Raw genomic sequence first — 19,798 nt, 5'->3', positions numbered from 1 at the left:
AAGCGATGACCAAGCCGCTTATCCAGGATTTCCATACTAATCCGGCAGACCGGACGCAGCGTCGGTCAGGGCGCCGGTCGGAACGCCGTGTGTCCTATCTGGCGATGGCGACCGTCTGTTCGATGCTCGCGCTTGGCGGTTGCGCCTCGACGGGAAGCGGCACCGCCGCGCCGGAAGCGACGGCGGCCAGAGCGGGCACCGAGAGCCAGGCACCGGCCCGGACCAGACAAAGCGACGAGGAGCTGCGCGCCGCCGCGCTCAAAGCGCTGAAGACCAAGGATTATGTGACCGCGGCTACGTGCTGGAGTTACCTGCATGACCGCCATCAGGACAATGCGGAGATCGCCGTCCAGTATTCGAGCGCGCTTCGCCATATCGGGTCCTACGATCAGGCGGGGACGGTGATGCAGCGCATCCAGCTCCTGCACAAGGACAATCCGGCGGTGCTCGGGGAGTATGGCAAGGTGCTGGTGGCCAGCGGCCGCGTCGATCAGGGCGTTTCCATGCTGCAGGCGGCGTTTGGAAAATCTTCCAGGGACTGGAGACTGCCTTCCGCCATCGGCGTCGCCTACGATCAGATGGGGCGCTACGCCGAAGCGCGTGGCGAATATCACAAGGCACTGGAGCTGGCGCCGGGCGAGCCGTCCGTGCTCACCAATATGGGGCTTTCCTATGCGCTGGAAGGCGATCTCGACAAGGCGGAGGAGGTCCTGCGCCAGGCGGTCGCCAATCCCAATGCAGGCGCCTCCGCCCGGCAGAACCTTGCCGTGGTTCTGGGGCTCCAGGGGCATTTCGAGGAGGCGCGCCGTCTTGCCCGCGCAGACCTGCCGCCCAATATCGCGGAAAACAACATCTCCTATCTGAAATCCATGCTGAGCCAGCCGGCCCTATGGGAAAAGCTGAAGACGCTGGACGGCAATGGCAGCAACCCTCGGACCGGCATTCCCTCTTCCTGAGGGGTCGGATCTTCCCGGTCGACAAAAAGGGCGCTTCGGATTGACCGGAAGCGCCCTTTTTCGTGTCCGTCCCTCTCGGTCTTTCTACTGGATATCCATAACCTGAATGATGGCCGGGCCCAGAATGACGACGAAGAGTACCGGGAGAAAGAACAGGATCATCGGCACGGTGAGCTTGGGCGGCAGCCCGGCGGCCTTCTTCTCGGCTTCGGACATACGCATGTCGCGATTTTCCTGTGCCATCACGCGCAGCGCCGTCCCCAGCGGCGTACCGTAGCGTTCCGCCTGCACAAGGCTCGTCACCACGGCCTTTACCCCCGGCAGCCCGGTACGCGCCGCCAGATTTTCATAGGCCTGACGTCGGTCCTGCAGATAAGACAGCTCGGCCGTCGTGAGCGTCAGTTCCTCCGCGAGTTCCACCGACTGAATGCCGATTTCGCTCGCGACCTTCTGGAAGGCCGCTTCGATCGACATGCCGGATTCCACACAAATCAGCAGAAGGTCGAGCGCATCGGGGAAGGCCTTGCGGATCGACTCCTGCCGGCGCGCAATGACGTTTTCCACGAAGAGGTTGGGCAGATAGAAACCGATAAAGGCCGCGGCCGCGGCGGCCGCGAGGCGCGCGACCGGGCTCAGGCCGAAATCGTCGACCACGCCCAGATAGAACAGCGTGACGACGAAAAGAATGAGCGGCATCACGAAGCGGAAGAAAGCAAAGGTGTAGAGCGGTGCTGTGCCGCGAAACCCCGCCTGGCGCAACTTGTCCTTGAGCGCCTGGTTTTCAAGCAGATTGCCGCCTTGACCGAACTGGTCGACGACCTGCTTGATCAGCCCCTTGGGGGTGCTGCGCAACCTGGTCCGTTCATTGGCCAGCTGTTCACGCGCGCGGGCGCGCATCGCCTCGCGCTCGCTCGCCACCGCCTTCATGCGCGTATCGAGCTTGTCCTGATCGAAAAGCGGCAAGGCCAGCGTCACGATGGTTGCAAAGGCGGCCATCGCGGTCAGCAGCATAACCACGTTTTCAAGCGTCAACAGAGCATCGAAGGTCTGCAGCATTGTGCGTCCTAGAACTTGAAGTCGATCATCTTCTTCATCACCAGCACACCGCACAACATCCAGCAGGCGCCGCCGATAATCAGGACATTGCCCAAGGTGGTGGAGAAGAGGAGATCCATGTAACCGGGCGAGGTAAGGGTGATAAGCCCCATGACTCCCGGCGGGAGCGAGCCGATAATAGCCGCGGAGGCTTTCGCTTCCTGGGACATCGCCTTGATCTTGCCGCGCATCTTTTTGCGATCACGCAGCACGCGGGAAAGGTTGCCCAGCGCTTCGGAAAGATTGCCGCCCGTCTTCTGCTGAATATTCAGGACGATCATGAAGAAGTTCACTTCGGCCAGCGGCATGCGCTCATACATGCGCAACAGCCCCTGTTCCATCGAAACGCCGACGCGCTGCCCTTCCACGAGGTCGCGGAATTCCTGTCCCACAGGATCGGGCGCTTCATTGGCGATGATCTTCAGGCAGTCGTTGATCGGCAGGCCCGCCTTCACACCGCGCACGATGACGTCGATGGAATTGGCGAACTCCTCGCCGAAATCTTTCTGGCGCCGGTTGATGAGAAATTTCAGGATCCAGCGGGGCACACCGAAAGCGGACGCGAAACCGCCCAGCATGGCGACAAGGGTGGAAAATCCCGTCAGGAGAAGAATCGCCGCCACTATAAGCCCCACGATCGCGCTCAACATGTGGAACGAGCGCGTATCGATCTTGAGGCCGGCCCGTTCCAGACGCATGGCCAGAGAGAGCTTCTTGTTGTGTTTCTTCTGCTGCTCTTCCAGGCCCTTGAGCGTCTCCTGCATCTGCTTGCGGCGTTTTTCGCCGCTGTCGACTTCGCTGTCTCCCCGGACGTTTTTCGCACGACCGGGCCCGGCCACGCGCGCAACGCGCTTTTGTGTGGAATTCTGTCCACCGACAAAAACCAGGCCGACGCCCCCGATGCCCACGGCAACGAGGAACGAAATCGCAATGATGATGAACGTGGCCTGATCCATCCGGCTATCGTTTCCGTTCAGTCCTGCGCGCGGTCGAGTGCCGCAGCGAGATTCTGGTGCTGGTTGTAATAGCGCGCCCTGTCCCAGAAAGCGGGACGGGCGATGCCCGTCGATTTGTGCTTGCCGAGGATGCGGCCGTGTTCGTCTTCCCCCTCCATGTCGTAGACAAAGAGATCCTGAGTGATCACCACATCGCCTTCGGTGCCCAGCACTTCGGTGATATGCGTGATCCGGCGGGAACCGTCTCGCAGGCGCGCGGCCTGAATGATCACGTCGATCGACCCGACGATCATTTCACGGATGGTTTTCGAGGGCAGGTTGTAGCCACCCATCGTGATCATGCTTTCCAGACGCGACAAGGCTTCACGCGGACTGTTCGCATGGAGCGTACCCATGGAACCGTCATGACCGGTGTTCATGGCCTGCAAAAGGTCGAAGGCTTCCGGTCCACGCACCTCACCCACGATGATGCGTTCGGGACGCATACGCAGACAGTTGCGAACGAGTTCGGTCATCGTCACCTGCCCTTGTCCCTCAAGATTGGGCGGGCGCGTTTCCAGACGCACCACATGCGGCTGCTGGAGCTGAAGTTCGGCGGCGTCTTCGCAGGTGATCACGCGCTCGTCATGCTCGATGAAGGCGGTGAGACAGTTCAGGAGCGTCGTTTTACCGGACCCCGTACCGCCGGAGATCAGGACGTTGCACCGGACCTTGCCGATAATGCCCAGAACCTCTGCGCCTTCCGGAGAGATGGAGGCATACTCCACCAGATCCTGCATCTTGAGCTTGTCGCGGCGGAACTTACGAATGGTGAGCGCGGGGCCGTCGATGGCGAGAGGCGGAACGATCACGTTCACACGAGAGCCGTCCGGCAGGCGCGCGTCGCATATCGGGCTCGATTCATCGACACGGCGGCCGACCTGGCTCACGATACGCTGACAGATATTCATGAGCTGACTGTTGTCGCGGAAGCGAACGCCCGTCACTTCGGTCTTGCCGTTCACTTCGATGAAGGTGCGTTCGCAGCCATTCACCATGATGTCGGCAATATCGTCGCGGGCCAGCAACGGTTCCAGCGGGCCATAGCCCAGCACGTCGTTGCAGATATCCTGGAGCAGCGCCTCCTGCTCGGAAATCGACATCACGACATTCTTGATCGACAGAATCTCGTTCACGATGTCGCGAATTTCCTCGCGCGCGCTTTCCGTATCGAGCTGGGCGAGCTGCGTCAGGTCGATCGTATCGATCAGCGCGTTAAAGATCGTGGTCTTGATCTGATAGTAGTTCTCGGAACGCTCATCCACGGCCGCGCTCGGTCGCGCAGCGGGCGTCGGTTGCGCCGGCGCGGGCTTGGGCGGCGGCGCTTTCGGCGCACCGGTCTTCTGCCCGCCGGACTTCTGCCCACCGGACTGAGGCTCGGGGCGGGACGGCGCCGCGGGCTTGCGGGGCGCAACAGCTTGTCCTTCGTTCCGGCGTCCAAACACTTTCCACTACCTCCGGTTCAGGCTTTTCGGCTGAACAGTTTCTTGAGCGAGAACGATTTACGCGCCTTCCCGGCACTCGCTTCACGCCCGCAAAGCATCTGTGCGAGATCGCGCAAATTGTCCGAGGTCTTGCCCTTCGGTTCGAGCTCTTCCAGCATCTGGCCATTATTGGCGGCCGTGCCGAAAAGACCCGGGTTGAACGGGATCACCAGTGCGGGGTCCATTCCGATCGCTTCAGCGAAATCCTTTGCCGGTATTTCCGGCCGCTTGGGAACGCCGACCTGGTTCAGAACGAGGTGAGGCGGCGCATCATTGGGACGGGCCTGCCGGATCAGGTCTACCAGGTTCTTCGTGTTCCGCAGGCTGGCAAGGTCCGGCATCGCCGTAATGACCACCTCATCGGCGGCCAGAAGCGCCTTCTTCGTCCAGGGCGACCAGATATGCGGCAGATCGACGATCACGCAAGGGACGCCCGCGCGAACGATTTCGATCACGCTTTCGCAGGATTCCGTATCGACCTCATATTCTCGGTCAAGAACCGCCGGGGCCGCGAACAGGCTCAGCCTGTCCGTGCATTTGACGAGCAAACGGTCGAGCAGCACGTCATCGAGGCGCTCCGGCGCGGTCAACGCGTCGGCGATGCCCTGGGCGGGATCCTGATTGAAGTCGAGGCCCGCGGTGCCGAAGGGAAGGTCCAGATCGGCAATCACGACGTCTTCATTGAAACCCGCCGCGATCGACCAGCCGATATTATGCGCAAGGGTGCTTGAGCCGACGCCGCCCTTGGCGCCCATGAAGGCGATAGTCCGCCCGATCGGGGGAGCATCGGGATCGATATAGAGGCGCGAGACGGCCTCGATCACGGCAAGCGGTTTCAACGGGGCAACGAGATATTCGTTCACGCCCTGGCGGATCATCTCGCGATAGAGGGAAACATCGTTCAGGTGACCGACGACGATCACTTTCGTGCCCGCGTCGCATACTTCCGCGAGGGCGCCGAGCTGGCCGAAGAGTTCGTTTCCGGACGCAGAGGTTTCGACGATGATCAGATTGGGCGTGGATGTGGTCTGATACTGCTCGACCGCGGCAGCGACACCGCCCATATGAACCGTCAGATGCGCCTTGGCCAGGCGACGGTCTTCGCCGGCGCGCTGGATGGTGCTGCCGCTTTCGGGAAACTCGCAGAACGCGTGAATGGTGATCCGCGGCACCGGCTTCATGACGGGTGCCAGCCCTCCCTCGCCCGCATTCTGGTCGTTTGCAGGCTGAGTGCCGCGCGGCTCATCCTCGGCACGCGGCGGGGGCGCGGGATCTTCCGTCGCGACCGGCGGGGCCTCGGTGTCCATATCGTCGTTATAGGCTACGTCGCTCATCACTTCACCTCGCTGACCGAGGCCGAGTCGCTGTCGGCGCGTTGCGCCGCGGTCGATTCGCCCTTGCGGTACTTGTCGAGCACCACGCTGCGGCGCTCCGCATCCGCCGGATCCATGGTGCGCGGATGCACCAGATCGGCCGGATCGGCAATCACCGCAGCGAGATTGTTCTGGGTCGCACAGCCGAAATTCGGCGGATTGAGATTCTTGGGATTGTAGGAATAGTTCATCGACCAGTCGCCGCAGGGGCTCGCCTGCGCCACATACCGATTGAACGTCATGACAACGGGAGCCGATGTCTTGTCCGCGGCAACCTGGTAAGGCTTGTAGACGACCCGGTCGTCAGTCACACCTTCATCCGCCAGGGCACGGCTGACGTCGTTCAGAAAATAGGACGCGGCGCCCTTGTTCAGACTGCGGTCGGGCACGGAGACCACTATCGGGCCGTGGCCACGCTCGGTATAGGCGCGCGCAAACGCGGCGACCTGCATTTTCTGGCGATCGTTCAAATAGCCGAGGTCCATCGCCGCGTCGAGTTTCAGCGTCGCGACGTCCTTCGACACGGTGATGGGATGCATGTTTTCAGGCGTGTAATAGGCCTCCTCGCGGCCATTGAACCCGCCGCACCCGGCCAGCGCCAGCAGCGCGGCGGCGGCAAAAAGCGGACGCCATCCGGCCCGCATCGCGGCCTTCACCGTCGTTCTCGGCATATTCCGGTTCATAGTCATATCCGATGCCTTTCCCTGATCATTCCACGACGAAGCCGACGGGACCTTTGAGCGTCTTGCCCGCGGGCTGGCTGTCTTTCAGTCCATAGGTCGCGTTGAGCTTGCCCATCAGGATGGTGTCCATGTCGCTCGGCGGCGAATAGCCGTCGGTCGGGAGGGCGATGTTCTTGCGCGCGGTCGGGCCCACAAGATACGGCGTGACCACGACCACGAGTTCGGTTTCGTTCTTCTGATAATCGCGACTGCGGAACAAGGCGCCCAGAACAGGCAGATCCTTCGCACCGGGTACACCGTCGATGTTCTGACGGGTCTGGTCGGACAGAAGGCCCGCCATGACCAGGGACCCGCCGCTCGGCAGTTCGAGCGTGGTTTCCGCACGGCGTACCTTGAGCGAGGGCACGGTCACGCCGTCCGACGAGGTTCCCTGCAACACAAAGGCGTTCTCGGAGGTCAGTTCGGACACTTCCGTCGAAATCTTCAGGCTTATCCGGCCATCGCTGAGTACCACGGGCGTGAAGTTGAGCCCGACACCGAACGGCTTGTACTGCAGCTGAATGTTGCCGTTATTGTCGCGCGATACCGGCACCGGGAATTCGCCGCCCGCAAGGAAACTTGCCGCTTCGCCGGAGATGGCCGTCAGGTTCGGTTCGGCCAGCGTGTGCAGCAGGCCGGTTCGCTCCAGAGCCTGCAGCGCACCGCCAAGCTGGAACTTTTCATTGTAACTGGCCACGCCGGTCAGGCCGCCAAGAGCCTGCCCCTGCAAGCTCAGCGCGTTGTTGGTCGCCGCGCCCAGCGCGACATTGCCGACGCTACCCAGGCCGGACAGATTGATCCCGAGCTGCTTGATCGCGGTGCGCTGCATTTCAGCGACCGTGACCTTCAGCATCACCTGCTCCTTGCCCGAAATCGACAGCATGTTGACGATGCGGTTGTCGTCGGGTTTCGCACCGATGAAGCGCGCAGCAAAGGTGCGGGCCTTGTCGGCGGCGGAAGCGCTGGCCACCACGCCCGACAACACGATGTTGTCGTTCATGGCCTGCACATCGATCTTTGCGTCGGGGAAGTAATGGCTCAAAGCATCGCGCAAGCTCGCAAGGTCGCGCTCCACGCGAATTTCGAGATTGAGGATCTGGCGACCGTCCTCATCGAAAAAGAAGGCATTGGTCTGTCCGACCTTGAGTCCGATCAGATAGGTACGCTTGTTTGTGCGCACCACCGCGTCGACAATCTCCGGATTGGAGACAAGCACATCGCGCGCCGCCACCGGCAGCTCCACAATCGCGGCCTTGTCGAGCCCCAGCACGATCGCTCGCGAGTCCTGACCGGTACCGCCCTGGTCGATTTTCACCAGCCGGGCATCGGCCGCGTAGAGCGGGGTCGCCGGTTCCCAACACAGCGCCGCGGCGCAAAGCACAAGAAAGCCCGTGCGCAGCCAGCGCCAGCTTCGCGTTTTCAGGGAGTGTGCTTTTGCCGTCATGGTTTCGTTCCTCATGGCAGTCACTTCACGCGGACGGTTTGGGGCTGGCCGAAACGAACAACGTGGACAACCGAGCCTTCGACTTCATCCGCCGCGTCGCCGCCTGCGATTTCCTTGTCGCCGATGCCACGAAGCGAGAGCGTCAGCTTTCCCTCTTCCTGGGCCATGGCGATCAATTCCGCCTGTGCCGGCGTCAGTTCGAGCGTCGCCGTCTTACCCATAGCGACCTGCCCGCCTTCCTTTTCGTTGAAGCGCTGGTCGATGGCGAGAATGCGCACATTGCGCATGATGGTTTCAGCCGTGACGGCATTGCGGCTGCCGCCGGAAGACCGGCCCGTGAGAACGACATCGACGCGGTCATTGGGGAGGATGAATCCGCCAGCGCTCGTTTCCGGCGAAATACGGATTGCCACCGCGCGCATACCGGGCTGCAGCAGAGCGGACATCAAGCCCTTGCCTTTCGTCCAGACCAGCCGGTCGGGAACAATCGGCTCACCCTTGACGATCGGCAGTCGCGCAATAGCACCGTCCAGAGACTGCAGCGCCTGCGAGCGTTTTTCCCTGGTGATAAAAACCGGGTTCATCGCGCTGTCAGGCCATTTCTGCCACTTCATGTTCGAGGCTGTCAGGCGGCCGCCTGTTTCGATGTTGTCGGACGCGACAAGAATTTCCGAGGTCGGCGCCTCGACGACTTTGGGCGCGACCTGCTTGCTCTCATCCGACGAGACAAGCCCGCGCGCCAGGAAAGCGGCAATGCCCGCTGCGACCAACGCCAGAACCAGAACTCCAATGCGTGCGGCGTTCATATGTTCATTTCCTTTCCACGCGGATCATTCGCCGCTCTCATGCGGCTGAAGCTGCGATGGCGACCCATTGTGAGTCCCTGAAAATCACGAGCCCGGCCAACGCGAGTGCAATGCCGTAGGGCACGCCTTCGCGGTGATCGTGCAACCGCGCTACCCATGCCTGGCGGGCGAGCACCTGCGGCAGCGGCAAACGGCGAAACCCCAGAATGGCAAGCGTCAGCGCACCGCCGAAGATGGAGGCAACAATGAGATATCCGAGCAGATCGGACCATCCGATCCAGAGCGCGGCGGCCGCCACGAATTTTGCATCGCCCCCGCCGATAAAGCCGAAGCCGAAAAGCGTCATTCCCGCCGCAAGCGCGACACCGCCGGCGACGAGGTGCCAACCGATCTGCTCCATCCCCATTCCCGCAAAGGGCACGACCGCCACGAAAGCGGCGGCCAGCGAAACCGTCAGCCAGTTGGGGATCGTCATGGTCGTCAGATCCCAGAGCGCCCCGAAAATCATGGCGAGCGGAAAGACGATAATGGCCACGAGATTGATCACCTGATTGCCCATCCTCAACTGACCTTCCGGCGCCCGGGGATCGGACGGCCTTGATCAGACTTTCAAGGAAATACTGGGCGGGCGACCGTAAATTTGACGTAAACGAGCGGCCTTAATGTTTCATCACTGAACATTTTCAAGGTTGACTCACATGCACGGGGATCAAACGACAAAGGCCGCCGAAACCATAACGGTTCCCGCGGCCTGAGTTGCATCCTCCCTTGGGGGAGGATCGCTTTGCGGCGATTAACTTCCGATCTGCGAATTCACGTCTGTGAACACGCCTTTCAGCGTCGAGCCGAGAGTATTGACGGCGAAGATGATCGCAACCGCAATGCCGGCGGCGATGAGACCATATTCGATCGCGGTCGCACCGGACTCGTTCTTTGCAAAAGACTTCAGAAACTGGCTCATAACAAGCCTCCTTGAACTTAAGTGACTATCGACAGCACCAGGCCTGCGCTTCTACCGCGAAGGCCGCCCTTTCGGACTGGCTGGAATACTAGACGAGACACGTTACCCAAAAACTAACCCCGCCCTTCCAATTCGGTTCTAATGCATGAACACTTTCCGATAACTTGAAAACGACAGAAGAAAATACATATATTTACTCCACATGCATTGGCATTGTGTCGCTTCGATACGGCATAGCTCATATCGGCAGAAAAATAGTTTGGTTACTTCCAGGTTAAAAATTCAGCCGTGTGATTTTTTTTCATAGAGACGGCGCAACGACTGTTCGTCCCTGATGAGAAGCCCAGGATACTCGCGGACCGCAACGCCATCCCGGACGAGAGCCGCGATCGCACGAGCCACGACTTCCTCGGTGGTCGCCAGGCGACTGGCCAACTCGCGATGGCGGGGTAACCTGGCGACGAAAAGACCACCCGGACTGCCGCCCTCACCCGCCCTGGGCTCCGCGAGCGAGATCAATTCCCCATAGACGCGTTGTTCGCCTGTTAGATCGGCAGCATCGGACAGTGCGTTGTCCGGTTCCGCATCCCTGCCGCTTCTCAGCAAATGCGCATACTGAACAAGAAGTGCACGCGAGACGCTTTCCTCGCGGGTGAGCAGTTCCTCAAAGCGGATTTGGGGTAGGATGGCGAGAAGGCCGTCTTCCCTGGCAATCACCGTCAGCTCCGGATCGGGGATTCCAAAAACCGCCATTTCGCCGAATTGCCCGCCGGCGGCGACGTCCAGATAGTCGATCTGGCCGGTCAGCCCATTGGGCCGGGCCAGTCTGACCGCTCCGGCGACGACGAAGACGATCCCGTCAAGCGCATCGCCCGCGGAGGAGGAGAGAACGATTTCTTCCCGCGCCATCTCGCGCCACTCACATTCGGTGGAAAGCAGCGCAAGTTCCTTGCGCGGCAGGTCGGAAAGAATGGCAATCCGGGCGAGTGAGCGGCCGCCGCCTTGTGCCTGTTCTCCCCGGGAGATTCCGCCAAACATGCGCCGCACCTCAACAATATCGAATATCGACAGAAGGCCAATCTAGGCCGCCGCCTTTAAACAGGTGTTAATCCGGCCGTCCCAAGCTCCGGATTAGTCAACAGATCGTTCATTCCTTGGCGCTATCGTGCACAAGAGAATCGCGCCGGGCAGTTTCCCGCGCAGGCTTCCACCAGTTGGCATTACGGGACATTCAGTGTCAGGACGGGCAGACATGAACCGACAAACATTCAAAGGCGACCGCCGCGCCTCAACTCTCCGCACCTGCCTGGTCGCCGCCATGGCAGGCGCAGGGCTTGCCGCGATCGTCGCCACCGCCGCGCAGGCGGACGACATGAAAGTGCCGGTGAACAGCTCCCGCCCGCTCACCCTGACCTCGCCCGCGGCGACGGTCCTGCTTTCCAACCCAAGGGTGGCCGACATCAACGTGCAGAGCTCGACGCTCGTCTATATCCTGGGCAAAAACCACGGACAGACGGATCTCATCGCTCTCGACAAGGACGGCAAGCAGATCCTCAATCTGGCGATCAACATTACCGCGCCTGACGAAGGCATCGTCACGCTTACGCGCGGCACGGGCCAGTACACCTATAATTGCGCGCCACGCTGCGAAGCCGTGGCGGCGCAGGGCGACGACGTTCCCCGCTTCGATAACCTGATGAAACAGGCCGGAGCGCTGACGGGCGCTGCGAATGCCATGGCGCAACAGTCTTCGCCGGCGAACAACGAGTAGTCTCTCCAGGCCGGCGACGCGCAAGATACGACGCACAAAAAAGCCCGGAAGCATTGCTTCCGGGCTTTTTGATATTCAGCGTCCACGCATCGACATTTTCGCCTCTGGCGTGCCTGCGTCCCGGCGCCGCCTCATTTCGCGATGCGCAGATTGGATAGCTGCAAGGCGATGGACGCAAACACGCTTTTCAGCTCGTCCACCTGATCCACGTCGTAATACATACCGGATTCCGTCGCGCAGTTACGCAGCAGGGTCGCGTTCCCCTCGATCACACGGATCGTGTAGACCTTGATCTCGTCTTCGCGTATCGCGTCGCAGATCAACTCCGTACGGTCGTCGATCTGGTTTCGCGAGCTGGTGAAGCGGTTTTGCGTGTTCTCGCCGTCGGTCAGGAAAACGATCGCCTTCTCCAGGTCGTCCGCTTTGGCCGCCGCCGTCGATTCCGGCCCACCGAAAGTCACCATATTCCAACCCCATGCAAGGCCGATGGTCGTGTTGGTGTTGCCGCTTGCGTTCATCGCATTGATCTTTGCCTCGATCACGTCCCAATTGTCCGTAAGCGGCAGGATCGGGGCCGACGGACAATAGGAATTGTTGGATTCGGCAGGATATTTCGTCGTGTCGTCAGCCGGATCCGCAGTGGTATTGCTGACGTCGTAATCTTGGTCCCGGTCCTGTACGCAGCCTTTCCAACTGTTCTTGTTGACCGTGGTCGTGACATCTTTCCATTCGCATGTCTCCCACCACCAATAGCCGGTACACACATATTCCTGTGTCGTGGTCGACCACCTGATCCAGTTCTCGTTCTTCATTTCCTTGCCGACATTCACGTCGACGGTGAAAGGCACGACAGCGATCTTGACGTCGCCGGAACTCGTCGCCGCGCTGGAATTCTTGAGCGTCTCAAGCAAGAGCTTGGCGGCATCCTTCATCGCCGGCAGCTTGCCGCGCTGCCCCATGGAACCGGTATTATCCAGCACCAGCGCCACTTCGAGCTTCTTGCCCTGCCGCTTGATCTGGGACGTCGCCGAGACGTCCATCTCCTCGATACCGACAATATGCATGATTGTGGTCGGCAATTCCGCCGTCACACTCAGATCGACGGTGTCGCCATTGTCGACCACGTTGATCGTGCCCGGAACGCCGAGTTTCTCGGCCGGGTAGTTCGCGTCGAAATAGGCCTGAGCGATGTTTTGTACTTCGGTGGAGGTCTTGCCGGTGGCCGTCCCGACGGCCAGGCCGGCCGCGTCGAGCGCGGAACGCAGGCGCGACTGCACGACATAGGCACGCGAAATATCCACCGCCGCGCCCATCGCCACAAGAATGGGAATAAGCGCAAGAGCGAAGATCGTCGCGAAATTGCCTCGCTTGTCCCTTTTGAAGACGCCGAGGTAACGCATCGCGTGAGTGAACGTGAGACGCTTTCTCATGCCCGACATGCCGAAGAACTCCAATCCGAGAACGCGCGCAAAAAGCGCCAGTCTCCAGATTTCATTTCTAGGTTCTGCTTCCTAATTTTTGGTGAAGCCCCGCGGCGCAGCTTGAACCAATTTTAAGCATAATCCCGCGGCGGCGAACGACACCGCATCCCTGCGCCGGCAAACATCAGGATACCGGAAACCGGGGCTTCCGGTACTTCGCCTCAAATGTCGCGCGCCTCACTTACGATTTGGTAAGAGCAGGTCCGCTATGGATGGGAGCAAGGCGTGGATTCTCCACCGACAGAAAGCGTTCGGACCGGCTCATGGACAAGCTTGGCGACAATAAAGGCGGCTTTTTCGCCAGACTGCGCCGGTTCCGCCGGGAAGAGAAAGGCGTAACCGCGGTCGAGTTCGCGCTGCTGGCCGCGCCCTTCTTCATGTTGCTCTTCGCCATCATCGAGACCTGTCTTACCTTCTTTGCCAATGCGAATATGGACAGCGTGGTCTCCCAGGCGGGCCGCATGGTCCGCACCGGCCAGGCCCAGATGCAGGGATGGGGCGAGTCCGACTTCACAACCTTCATCTGCGACCGCATGACGCTGATCAGCGACTGCGAAAGCAATCTCAATGTGGATGTGCAGACCTTTCCCAGTTTCACCTCGGTCGTGTTCGCCCCGCTGATCGATGCGGACGGCAATGTCGTCGAACATCATCGGTTCGAACCGGGCACTGCAGGCGACATCGTTCTCGTGCGCGCCTACTACGTCTGGGACGTGATAAGCCCAACCGCCATCGGCCTGTCGAACGTATCCGGAAACGGCCGTCTGCTGGTTTCCAGCGTCGCGTTCCGCAACGAACCGTTCGGCGCCGCGCTTCCGCCGGTGAACTGAGTCATGAAACGGGACCCGCGCTCGCATATTTCCAGCGTCTTCCGTCGCTTCGCAGGCGACCGGAGGGGCATCGCCGCGGTGGAATTCGCGCTCATCTTGCCGCTGATGATCATAATGTATTTCGGCGCGCTGGAGATTACCGATGCCCTGACGGCCAATCGCCGCGTGACACTCGCCACCCAGACCGTGGCCGACCTGGTCGCTCAGTCCGCCGTCATAACCGATGACGATATGACCGACATCTTTGCCGCCACAGCGGCGGTGATGGCGCCGTTCGACGCCTCGAACCTCAAGATGCGCGTCACCAGCGTCGTGGCCGACGGCCACAACAATACCAAGGTGGCCTGGAGCGACGGCTACAACATGTCCGCGCGCGGCAAGAATTCGACCCTCGCGCTTCCCGCCGGGCTAACCTCGGGCGGGGATAGCGTGATCTATGCGGAGGTGAAGTTCACCTACACCTCCCTGCTCGGGAAATATTTCACGAGCCCCTTCGTGTTCACGGATGAAGCCTATCTGAGGCCGCGGCGCTCCCTTCAGATCGCCCGCACGAACTGACCGGCGCTCGTTAACCATAATTTGCCCCGGCCTGTAGCAATTCTGCCGCATCGACGGATTCGCTGTCTCCGCGCCCGGGCGTTTTGCAGCGCAGCGCGCAGGCAATCCAGGCGATTCCGGGGCCAACCGTTTCGCCCTTCCAACCGGGCGGCGGGTCTCAACATCTTGATTTCAAGTGGAAAAATCTATGGCGGAGGGAGAGGGATTCGAACCCTCGATACGGTTGCCCGTATACACGCGTTCCAGGCGTGCGCCTTCAGCCACTCGGCCACCCCTCCGCATTTTGCAGCGCATTGGCCGCAGAGGGCGGCACTATACGCATCGTTGTGGCTGAATCAACTGCCATCCCCTTGATTCGCCGCACAATCTTCACAGCAGTGTGCTTGTTTGGGACAGTTTCTGGCGCTACCGTTCCCAACGCTTGTTTTTGTCACGGTGCTGGAGCTGGGGGGCTCATATCCATGATTGTTGTTCGGGTCATCGGACTTGTACTCATTATCGTCGCGCTGATGGCGCTCGGCTCCGACGCTTTGCGCTCGCTCGAGGCCGGCGAGGTGGTGATCCGCTCCACCAGCGAGCTCTGGACCTTGCTCAACCCGGGGTCCCATGATGCCTTCATGGGCTGGGCGACGGACGGCACGGCGGAGGGCGCTGCGGGCCCGATCGAGACCGTCATGTCCTATCCCGCCTGGGCGGTCATCGGCGTACTCGGCGTCGTGGTGGCGGCCATCGCAGCGCTGCTCGGCCGCAAGGACTAGGACGACGCGGGCGGCCCGAAAGGGCCAAGAGGGGAATGAACCGCCCGGCCATTGGCCGGGCGGTTTTTCACGTCCGGAAACAGAGAGCGCCGATCAGTTGTCGTCCATCTTCAGAGCGGCAATGAAGGCTTCCTGCGGGATTTCCACCCGGCCGAACTGCCTCATCTTCTTCTTGCCCTCTTTCTGCTTCTCCAGCAGCTTGCGCTTTCGCGTGATGTCGCCGCCATAGCATTTGGCCGTCACGTCCTTGCGCATGGCGGAAATCGTTTCGCGCGCGATCACGCGTCCGCCAATCGCCGCCTGAATCGGGATCTTGAACATCTGGCGGGGAATGAGCTCCTTGAGCTTTTCGCACATGCCGCGTCCGCGCTGTTCGGCGCGGTCCCGATGCACGATGGTCGCCAGCGCATCCACCGGTTCGTCATTCACCAGGATCGACATGCGTACCAGATTGTCCGGTTCGTAAGCCTCAATGGTGTAATCGAAGCTCGCATAGCCGCGCGAGACCGATTTCAGCCGGTCGTAAAAGTCGAACACGACCTCGTTCAGCGGCAGGCGGTAGACCAGCATGGCGCGCGAGCCGGCATAGGTCAGGTCGATCTGCGTCCCGCGCCTGTCTTCGCAAAGCTTCAGCACCGCGCCGAGAAAATCGTCGGGCACCAGGATCGTCGCCTTGATCCAGGGTTCTTCCAGATGGTCGATCCGCGCCGGATCGGGCATGTCCGCCGGATTATGCATCTCCACCATGGAGCCGTCGGTCATATAGACATGATAGATGACCGAGGGCGCGGTGGTGATGAGATCGATATTGAATTCGCGTTCCAGACGCTCGCGCACGATCTCCAGATGCAAAAGTCCGAGAAAGCCGCAGCGGAAGCCAAAGCCCAGCGCGGCGCTCGTCTCCATCTCATATTCGAAGCTCGCATCGTTGAGACGCAACCGCCCCATCGCCTCGCGCAGATCCTCGAAATCGTTTGCGTCCACCGGGAAGAGGCCGCAAAAGACGACCGGCTGCTGCGGCTGGAAACCCGGCAGCGCCTTCTCGCAGGGGCGTTTCTCTTCCGTCACCGTGTCGCCGACACGGGCATGCGCCACTTCCTTGATCGACGCGGTGAAATAACCGATCTCGCCGGCATCCAGCGAGGCGACCGTTTCCTTCTTGGGCTTGAAGATACCCACCTGATCGACGGTGTAGCTGCCGCCTGTCTTCATCAGGCGGATGCGCTGGCCCTTCTTCATCTGGCCGTCCACGACACGTACCAGCACGACGACGCCGAGATAGGGGTCGTACCAGCTATCGACCAGCATCGCTTTCAACGGGGCCTCGAGATCGCCCCTGGGCGGCGGCAGGCGATGCACGACCGCTTCCAGCACGTCCTCGATGCCAAGGCCGCTTTTCGCCGAAATCTCGAGGGCCTCGGAGGCGTCGAGGCCGATCACTTCCTCGATCTGCTCGCGCGTGCGCTCCGGCTCGGCGGCGGGCAGATCGATCTTGTTCAGCACCGGCACGATCTCGTGGTTCACCTCGATCGCCTGATAGACATTGGCGAGCGTCTGGGCTTCCACGCCCTGACTGGCATCGACCACCAGAAGCGAGCCTTCGCAGGCCGCCAGCGAGCGGTTCACTTCATAAGCGAAATCCACATGGCCGGGCGTGTCGATGAGGTTCAGCTCATAGGTCTCGCCGTTCCTGGCGGTATAGTCGAGCCGGACCGTCTGGGCCTTGATGGTGATGCCGCGCTCGCGCTCGATATCCATGTTATCGAGCACCTGCTCCTTCATCTCGCGCTCGGTGAGCCCGCCGCATACCTGAATGAGGCGGTCGGCCAGCGTCGACTTGCCATGGTCGATATGGGCCACGATTGAGAAGTTGCGAATGTGCGAAAGGTCGGTCATTTGGCTTTCTATGCTAAGACGCGCCCATATAGCATTGGGCGGGTTTGAAGCCAATCGGGGCTTTTTGAGCGGCCCGGCGGGCAAGTTCGAGACAGGGGTATTTCAATGATCGGAAGCTTGAAACGGGGCATCTCGGCGGTCGGCATAATGGCGGGGCTGATTTTGGCGATCGGAACCGTGCCCGGCATGGCCGCGGAAACCAGCCCGCCCGCGCAGAATGACGGCTTTGGCGCCGCCCTCTGGATGCAAAGCTCGACCGAGTACAAAGCGGCGGCGCTTAGCGCCTATGCGCTGGCGCGCATTCGCCTCGATGAAGCTCTGGCCGATCCGGCATGGACCGCCGCCACGGAGCAAACGGACGATTACGAAGCCCTGCCCCCGGCGGTCGTCGTGGATGTCGACGAGACGGTGCTCGACAATTCGGCCTATATGGCCCATCTGATCGCCACGGGCGAGCACTTCTCGTTCAAAAGCTGGGATGCCTTCGTGAAGGACGAGGTTTCCACGCCTATCCCCGGCGCGCTCGCCTTCGCCAAATATGCGACTTCAAAGGGCGTAAAAATCTTCTATGTCACCAACCGCCCGGTGGGCGAGAAAGAGGCGACACGCGGCAACCTCGTCAAGATGGGCTTTCCCATGGGGGGCAATGTCGAGACGGTGCTGACGCAGGATCCCGCGCAAGGCTGGGACGAATACAAGGGCAAACGCCGCGCCTTCATCGTCAGGAACTACCGGATCGTCCTGCTGATGGGCGACAATTTCGGCGATTTCACCGACAGGTTCAAAGGCACCGCGGCCGATCGGCTCAAGGTGTTCGAAGCGGACAAGGCCCATTGGGGGCATGACTGGATCATGCTGCCCAACCCGACCTATGGCTCATGGGAACAGGCGCCCTTCAAGGGCGATTACAGCCTCTCCGCCGCCGAACGGCGCAAGCTGCAGATGGAGGCGCTCACACCCTGGGAACCCGAAGCGCAATAGCGCCTACCCCTTCCATTCGGCTTTCCGCTTCTGCATGAAAGCCTTCACGCCTTCCTTGTAGTCGGGGTCCCGGATCATCTCGGTCAGGAGCCTTTCGGCGTCCTCCACGGAACTCGCCGCATCGCGATGCAGGTCGCGATAGATCTGGTGTTTCGTCACGCGCAGCGAGCCCGGCGAGCATGTTTCGGCCATGGTTCGGGCATGATTCAGCACATGGTTCATCAGCTCTTCCGGCGGCAGGAGCTTGTTGAGGAAGCCCATCTCCATCGCCTCGTCGGAGGTGAAGACGCGGCTCGTCAGCAGCACGTCATTGGCATGGGTCAGCCCCATGATGCGTGGCAGGATCCAGGACAGACCGAACTCGGCGGGGAAATTATAGCGGCCATGGGCGGCGGTGAATTTTATCCCCGGCACGGCAAAGCGCATATCCGCATAGGCGGCAAGGACCAGACCGACGCCCGCCGCCGCGCCGTTGATGGCGGCGATGACGGGCTTCGACAGGCCGAAATGATAGGCGAAGGTCGCATCGAATTCCGGCGCGACGCCATAGCCGGGCATGGAGATGGTGTCGTCGGTGCCGGGGTCGTATCTGCCTTTTTCGGAATGGCCTTCCAGCGCCGCCATATCCGCGCCCGCGCAAAAAGCCTTCCCCTCCGGATCGCCCGTCACCACGATAACGCGCACCGCCTTGTCGGCCTCGGCGCGCTCCAGCGCATGGCGGTATTCCATATGCATCCGCCCCGTCCAGGCATTGCGCCGATGAGGCCTCGAGAGCGTCACCAGAGCGATGCCGCCCGCGATGTCGTATCGGATCGTTTTCAGCTCCATCGCCCGTCTCACGCCTCCAGATAGGTGGCGACGATGCGGGCGATCTCTTCGGGCTGCTCGGGCAGCATGGCGTGGCCCGCATTGGGGAGTTCGGCGAGCGTAATGCGTTCTCCAAGACGGTTCTTGATGTCCTGCGCATTGGCGGGCAGCGCGATCGCGTCGTCCAGCGCCTGCATGACCAGCATGGGCTGGCCGCCCGCCTCCCACCAGTCTTCTACATCCGTGGCGCGCACGGCGGAGGACTGCATCAGCATGACCTTGGGATACCAGCCTTCGCGCCAGACTTCCGGATCGTTCCCATCCGCGAAAAAGCCTTTGCGTACGCATTCGATGTGCTCGTCCGGAGACAGGCTTTCGTCGAAACAGCCGATCAGCGCCTTGCGGCTTTCCTCCGGCATTTCGATGAGGCCGCCACAGGCAAGCAGGATGACCCGGGAAACAAGCGCAGGGTAATCCGCCGCCGTGGTGCGGGCCAGGCGATTGCCGAAGGCGTGCCCCAACAGCGTAATCGGCCTGGCTACCGCCTGGGTTTCGATGACACAGGCGACATCGGCAGCAAGGTCATGCAGCGTCTGCCCTTTCATCGGGCCGTCGCTGGCGCCGATCCCGCGCGGTTCCGGCAGGATGACGCGGTAGCCCTTCAGTGCCAGCCTTTCGGCGAGGTCGTCGAAATCGCTTCCCGGTCGCCCGAGAGAGGCAAGCATCACCACGGTGCTGCCGTTTGCGTTGCCGACGGCATGGCCCGTCAGACGTATTTCCTGCCCATCCTTGTCCTTGCGGGTCGTTTCATAAGGCTCAAAGCCCGCCATCCCGGCCTCCCCTCGTTTCTTGTTCACCCATAGTGCGGCGGGAGCGGCAG

20 protein-coding genes and 1 tRNA gene are annotated in these 19,798 nt (G+C 61.2%); 6 read left to right on the top strand and 15 right to left on the bottom strand.

Annotated features, from left to right (window positions below; all coding sequences use genetic code 11):
- Positions 1–5: 5 nt before the first annotated feature.
- Positions 6–956, top strand: coding sequence for a tetratricopeptide repeat protein (locus FHS78_RS05245; protein ID WP_167091271.1), 951 nt, complete (start codon positions 6–8; stop codon positions 954–956).
- Between the two features lie 84 nt (positions 957–1,040).
- On the opposite strand, the gene FHS78_RS05240 is transcribed toward FHS78_RS05245, so the two are convergent.
- The 10 genes from FHS78_RS05240 to FHS78_RS05195 all read right to left on the bottom strand — a co-directional run bounded on the left by FHS78_RS05240 (position 1,041) and on the right by FHS78_RS05195 (position 10,874).
- A complete protein-coding gene (locus FHS78_RS05240; RefSeq protein ID WP_167091268.1) occupies positions 1,041–2,012 on the bottom strand; it encodes a type II secretion system F family protein in 972 nt (323 codons plus the stop codon).
- Positions 2,013–2,020: 8 nt separating this feature from the next.
- Positions 2,021–3,007 (bottom strand): type II secretion system F family protein, encoded by a 987-nt coding sequence (locus tag FHS78_RS05235; RefSeq protein ID WP_167091265.1) that lies wholly within the window; start codon positions 3,005–3,007, stop codon positions 2,021–2,023.
- A 17-nt stretch (positions 3,008–3,024) separates the two neighbouring features.
- A complete protein-coding gene (locus FHS78_RS05230) occupies positions 3,025–4,491 on the bottom strand; it encodes an ATPase, T2SS/T4P/T4SS family (RefSeq protein ID WP_167091262.1) in 1,467 nt (488 codons plus the stop codon).
- A 17-nt stretch (positions 4,492–4,508) separates the two neighbouring features.
- Complete coding sequence (locus FHS78_RS05225; RefSeq protein ID WP_246220355.1) at positions 4,509–5,864, bottom strand: CpaE/TadZ family protein; 1,356 nt, start codon at positions 5,862–5,864, stop codon at positions 4,509–4,511.
- Complete coding sequence (locus tag FHS78_RS05220) at positions 5,864–6,574, bottom strand: CpaD family pilus assembly protein (RefSeq protein WP_167091259.1); 711 nt, start codon at positions 6,572–6,574, stop codon at positions 5,864–5,866. The genes FHS78_RS05225 and FHS78_RS05220 overlap by 1 nt, the downstream gene beginning before the upstream one ends.
- Before the next feature lie 37 nt (positions 6,575–6,611).
- Positions 6,612–8,069, bottom strand: coding sequence for a type II and III secretion system protein family protein (locus FHS78_RS05215; protein WP_246220354.1), 1,458 nt, complete (start codon positions 8,067–8,069; stop codon positions 6,612–6,614).
- A 20-nt stretch (positions 8,070–8,089) separates the two neighbouring features.
- Positions 8,090–8,875, bottom strand: a complete 786-nt coding sequence (cpaB, locus tag FHS78_RS05210) for a Flp pilus assembly protein CpaB (RefSeq protein WP_167091253.1) — start codon at positions 8,873–8,875, stop codon at positions 8,090–8,092.
- 37 nt (positions 8,876–8,912) lie between these two features.
- Positions 8,913–9,434, bottom strand: a complete 522-nt coding sequence (locus FHS78_RS05205; RefSeq protein WP_167091250.1) for an A24 family peptidase — start codon at positions 9,432–9,434, stop codon at positions 8,913–8,915.
- Between the two features lie 234 nt (positions 9,435–9,668).
- Complete coding sequence (locus FHS78_RS05200; RefSeq protein ID WP_167091247.1) at positions 9,669–9,836, bottom strand: Flp family type IVb pilin; 168 nt, start codon at positions 9,834–9,836, stop codon at positions 9,669–9,671.
- Positions 9,837–10,118: 282 nt separating this feature from the next.
- Complete coding sequence (locus FHS78_RS05195) at positions 10,119–10,874, bottom strand: Crp/Fnr family transcriptional regulator (protein WP_167091211.1); 756 nt, start codon at positions 10,872–10,874, stop codon at positions 10,119–10,121.
- A gap of 214 nt (positions 10,875–11,088) precedes the next feature.
- Here FHS78_RS05195 and FHS78_RS05190 point away from each other — a divergent pair, with 214 nt between their 5' ends.
- Positions 11,089–11,607 carry a pilus assembly protein N-terminal domain-containing protein gene (locus FHS78_RS05190; RefSeq protein ID WP_167091208.1) on the top strand — a complete coding sequence of 173 codons (519 nt, stop codon included), beginning with the start codon at positions 11,089–11,091 and terminating at the stop codon, positions 11,605–11,607.
- Between the two features lie 131 nt (positions 11,608–11,738).
- Here the strand turns inward: FHS78_RS05190 and FHS78_RS05185 are convergent, their stop codons facing one another.
- Positions 11,739–13,046 (bottom strand): TadE/TadG family type IV pilus assembly protein, encoded by a 1,308-nt coding sequence (locus FHS78_RS05185; protein ID WP_167091205.1) that lies wholly within the window; start codon positions 13,044–13,046, stop codon positions 11,739–11,741.
- Positions 13,047–13,351: 305 nt separating this feature from the next.
- Between FHS78_RS05185 and FHS78_RS05180 the strand changes: the two genes are divergently transcribed.
- A complete protein-coding gene (locus FHS78_RS05180; RefSeq protein ID WP_167091202.1) occupies positions 13,352–13,918 on the top strand; it encodes a TadE/TadG family type IV pilus assembly protein in 567 nt (188 codons plus the stop codon).
- Between the two features lie 3 nt (positions 13,919–13,921).
- The gene (locus FHS78_RS05175; RefSeq protein WP_167091199.1) at positions 13,922–14,476 is read left to right on the top strand and encodes a TadE/TadG family type IV pilus assembly protein; all 555 of its coding nucleotides are present in this window, start codon (positions 13,922–13,924) and stop codon (positions 14,474–14,476) included.
- A gap of 188 nt (positions 14,477–14,664) precedes the next feature.
- On the opposite strand, the gene FHS78_RS05170 is transcribed toward FHS78_RS05175, so the two are convergent.
- A tRNA-Ser gene (locus FHS78_RS05170) sits at positions 14,665–14,754 on the bottom strand.
- A gap of 183 nt (positions 14,755–14,937) precedes the next feature.
- Here FHS78_RS05170 and FHS78_RS05165 point away from each other — a divergent pair.
- A complete protein-coding gene (locus FHS78_RS05165; RefSeq protein WP_167091196.1) occupies positions 14,938–15,234 on the top strand; it encodes a hypothetical protein in 297 nt (98 codons plus the stop codon).
- Positions 15,235–15,327: 93 nt separating this feature from the next.
- Here the strand turns inward: FHS78_RS05165 and lepA are convergent, their stop codons facing one another.
- Positions 15,328–17,130: a translation elongation factor 4 gene (lepA, locus tag FHS78_RS05160; protein ID WP_167091193.1), complete on the bottom strand. Its 1,803-nt coding sequence runs from the start codon at positions 17,128–17,130 to the stop codon at positions 15,328–15,330.
- Between the two features lie 105 nt (positions 17,131–17,235).
- On the opposite strand from lepA, the gene FHS78_RS05155 reads away from it, so the two are divergent.
- Positions 17,236–18,111: a 5'-nucleotidase, lipoprotein e(P4) family gene (locus FHS78_RS05155; RefSeq protein WP_246220353.1), complete on the top strand. Its 876-nt coding sequence runs from the start codon at positions 17,236–17,238 to the stop codon at positions 18,109–18,111.
- Positions 18,112–18,114: 3 nt separating this feature from the next.
- Here FHS78_RS05155 and FHS78_RS05150 read toward each other — a convergent pair whose 3' ends face one another.
- Positions 18,115–18,939 carry an enoyl-CoA hydratase-related protein gene (locus tag FHS78_RS05150; protein WP_167091191.1) on the bottom strand — a complete coding sequence of 275 codons (825 nt, stop codon included), beginning with the start codon at positions 18,937–18,939 and terminating at the stop codon, positions 18,115–18,117.
- Positions 18,940–18,947: 8 nt separating this feature from the next.
- Positions 18,948–19,748: an alpha/beta fold hydrolase gene (locus FHS78_RS05145; RefSeq protein ID WP_167091188.1), complete on the bottom strand. Its 801-nt coding sequence runs from the start codon at positions 19,746–19,748 to the stop codon at positions 18,948–18,950.
- Between the last annotated feature and the right edge of the window lie 50 nt (positions 19,749–19,798).

Origin of the sequence: Parvibaculum indicum (assembly GCF_011762095.1) — a bacterium.
Taxonomy (GTDB): Bacteria; Pseudomonadota; Alphaproteobacteria; order Parvibaculales; family Parvibaculaceae; genus Parvibaculum; species Parvibaculum indicum.
Note: the sequence above shows the minus strand (reverse complement) of the source record. Positions and strands in the feature narration are given on the sequence as shown.

Excerpts from the sequence above, each read along its gene's own strand:
- FHS78_RS05145 (WP_167091188.1), bottom strand. The coding sequence starts at position 19,748 with ATGGCGGGCTTTGAGCCTTATGAAACGACCCGCAAGGACAAGGATGGG.
- lepA (WP_167091193.1), bottom strand. The coding sequence starts at position 17,130 with ATGACCGACCTTTCGCACATTCGCAACTTCTCAATCGTGGCCCATATC.
- FHS78_RS05220 (WP_167091259.1), bottom strand. The coding sequence starts at position 6,574 with ATGCCGAGAACGACGGTGAAGGCCGCGATGCGGGCCGGATGGCGTCCG.
- FHS78_RS05240 (WP_167091268.1), bottom strand. The coding sequence starts at position 2,012 with ATGCTGCAGACCTTCGATGCTCTGTTGACGCTTGAAAACGTGGTTATG.
- FHS78_RS05150 (WP_167091191.1), bottom strand. The coding sequence starts at position 18,939 with ATGGAGCTGAAAACGATCCGATACGACATCGCGGGCGGCATCGCTCTG.
- FHS78_RS05225 (WP_246220355.1), bottom strand. The coding sequence starts at position 5,864 with ATGAGCGACGTAGCCTATAACGACGATATGGACACCGAGGCCCCGCCG.
- FHS78_RS05190 (WP_167091208.1), top strand. The coding sequence starts at position 11,089 with ATGAACCGACAAACATTCAAAGGCGACCGCCGCGCCTCAACTCTCCGC.
- FHS78_RS05185 (WP_167091205.1), bottom strand. The coding sequence starts at position 13,046 with ATGTCGGGCATGAGAAAGCGTCTCACGTTCACTCACGCGATGCGTTAC.
- FHS78_RS05155 (WP_246220353.1), top strand. The coding sequence starts at position 17,236 with ATGATCGGAAGCTTGAAACGGGGCATCTCGGCGGTCGGCATAATGGCG.
- FHS78_RS05165 (WP_167091196.1), top strand. The coding sequence starts at position 14,938 with ATGATTGTTGTTCGGGTCATCGGACTTGTACTCATTATCGTCGCGCTG.
- FHS78_RS05180 (WP_167091202.1), top strand. The coding sequence starts at position 13,352 with ATGGACAAGCTTGGCGACAATAAAGGCGGCTTTTTCGCCAGACTGCGC.
- FHS78_RS05175 (WP_167091199.1), top strand. The coding sequence starts at position 13,922 with ATGAAACGGGACCCGCGCTCGCATATTTCCAGCGTCTTCCGTCGCTTC.
- FHS78_RS05205 (WP_167091250.1), bottom strand. The coding sequence starts at position 9,434 with ATGGGCAATCAGGTGATCAATCTCGTGGCCATTATCGTCTTTCCGCTC.
- FHS78_RS05215 (WP_246220354.1), bottom strand. The coding sequence starts at position 8,069 with ATGACGGCAAAAGCACACTCCCTGAAAACGCGAAGCTGGCGCTGGCTG.
- FHS78_RS05245 (WP_167091271.1), top strand. The coding sequence starts at position 6 with ATGACCAAGCCGCTTATCCAGGATTTCCATACTAATCCGGCAGACCGG.
- FHS78_RS05235 (WP_167091265.1), bottom strand. The coding sequence starts at position 3,007 with ATGGATCAGGCCACGTTCATCATCATTGCGATTTCGTTCCTCGTTGCC.
- FHS78_RS05195 (WP_167091211.1), bottom strand. The coding sequence starts at position 10,874 with ATGTTTGGCGGAATCTCCCGGGGAGAACAGGCACAAGGCGGCGGCCGC.
- cpaB (WP_167091253.1), bottom strand. The coding sequence starts at position 8,875 with ATGAACGCCGCACGCATTGGAGTTCTGGTTCTGGCGTTGGTCGCAGCG.
- FHS78_RS05200 (WP_167091247.1), bottom strand. The coding sequence starts at position 9,836 with ATGAGCCAGTTTCTGAAGTCTTTTGCAAAGAACGAGTCCGGTGCGACC.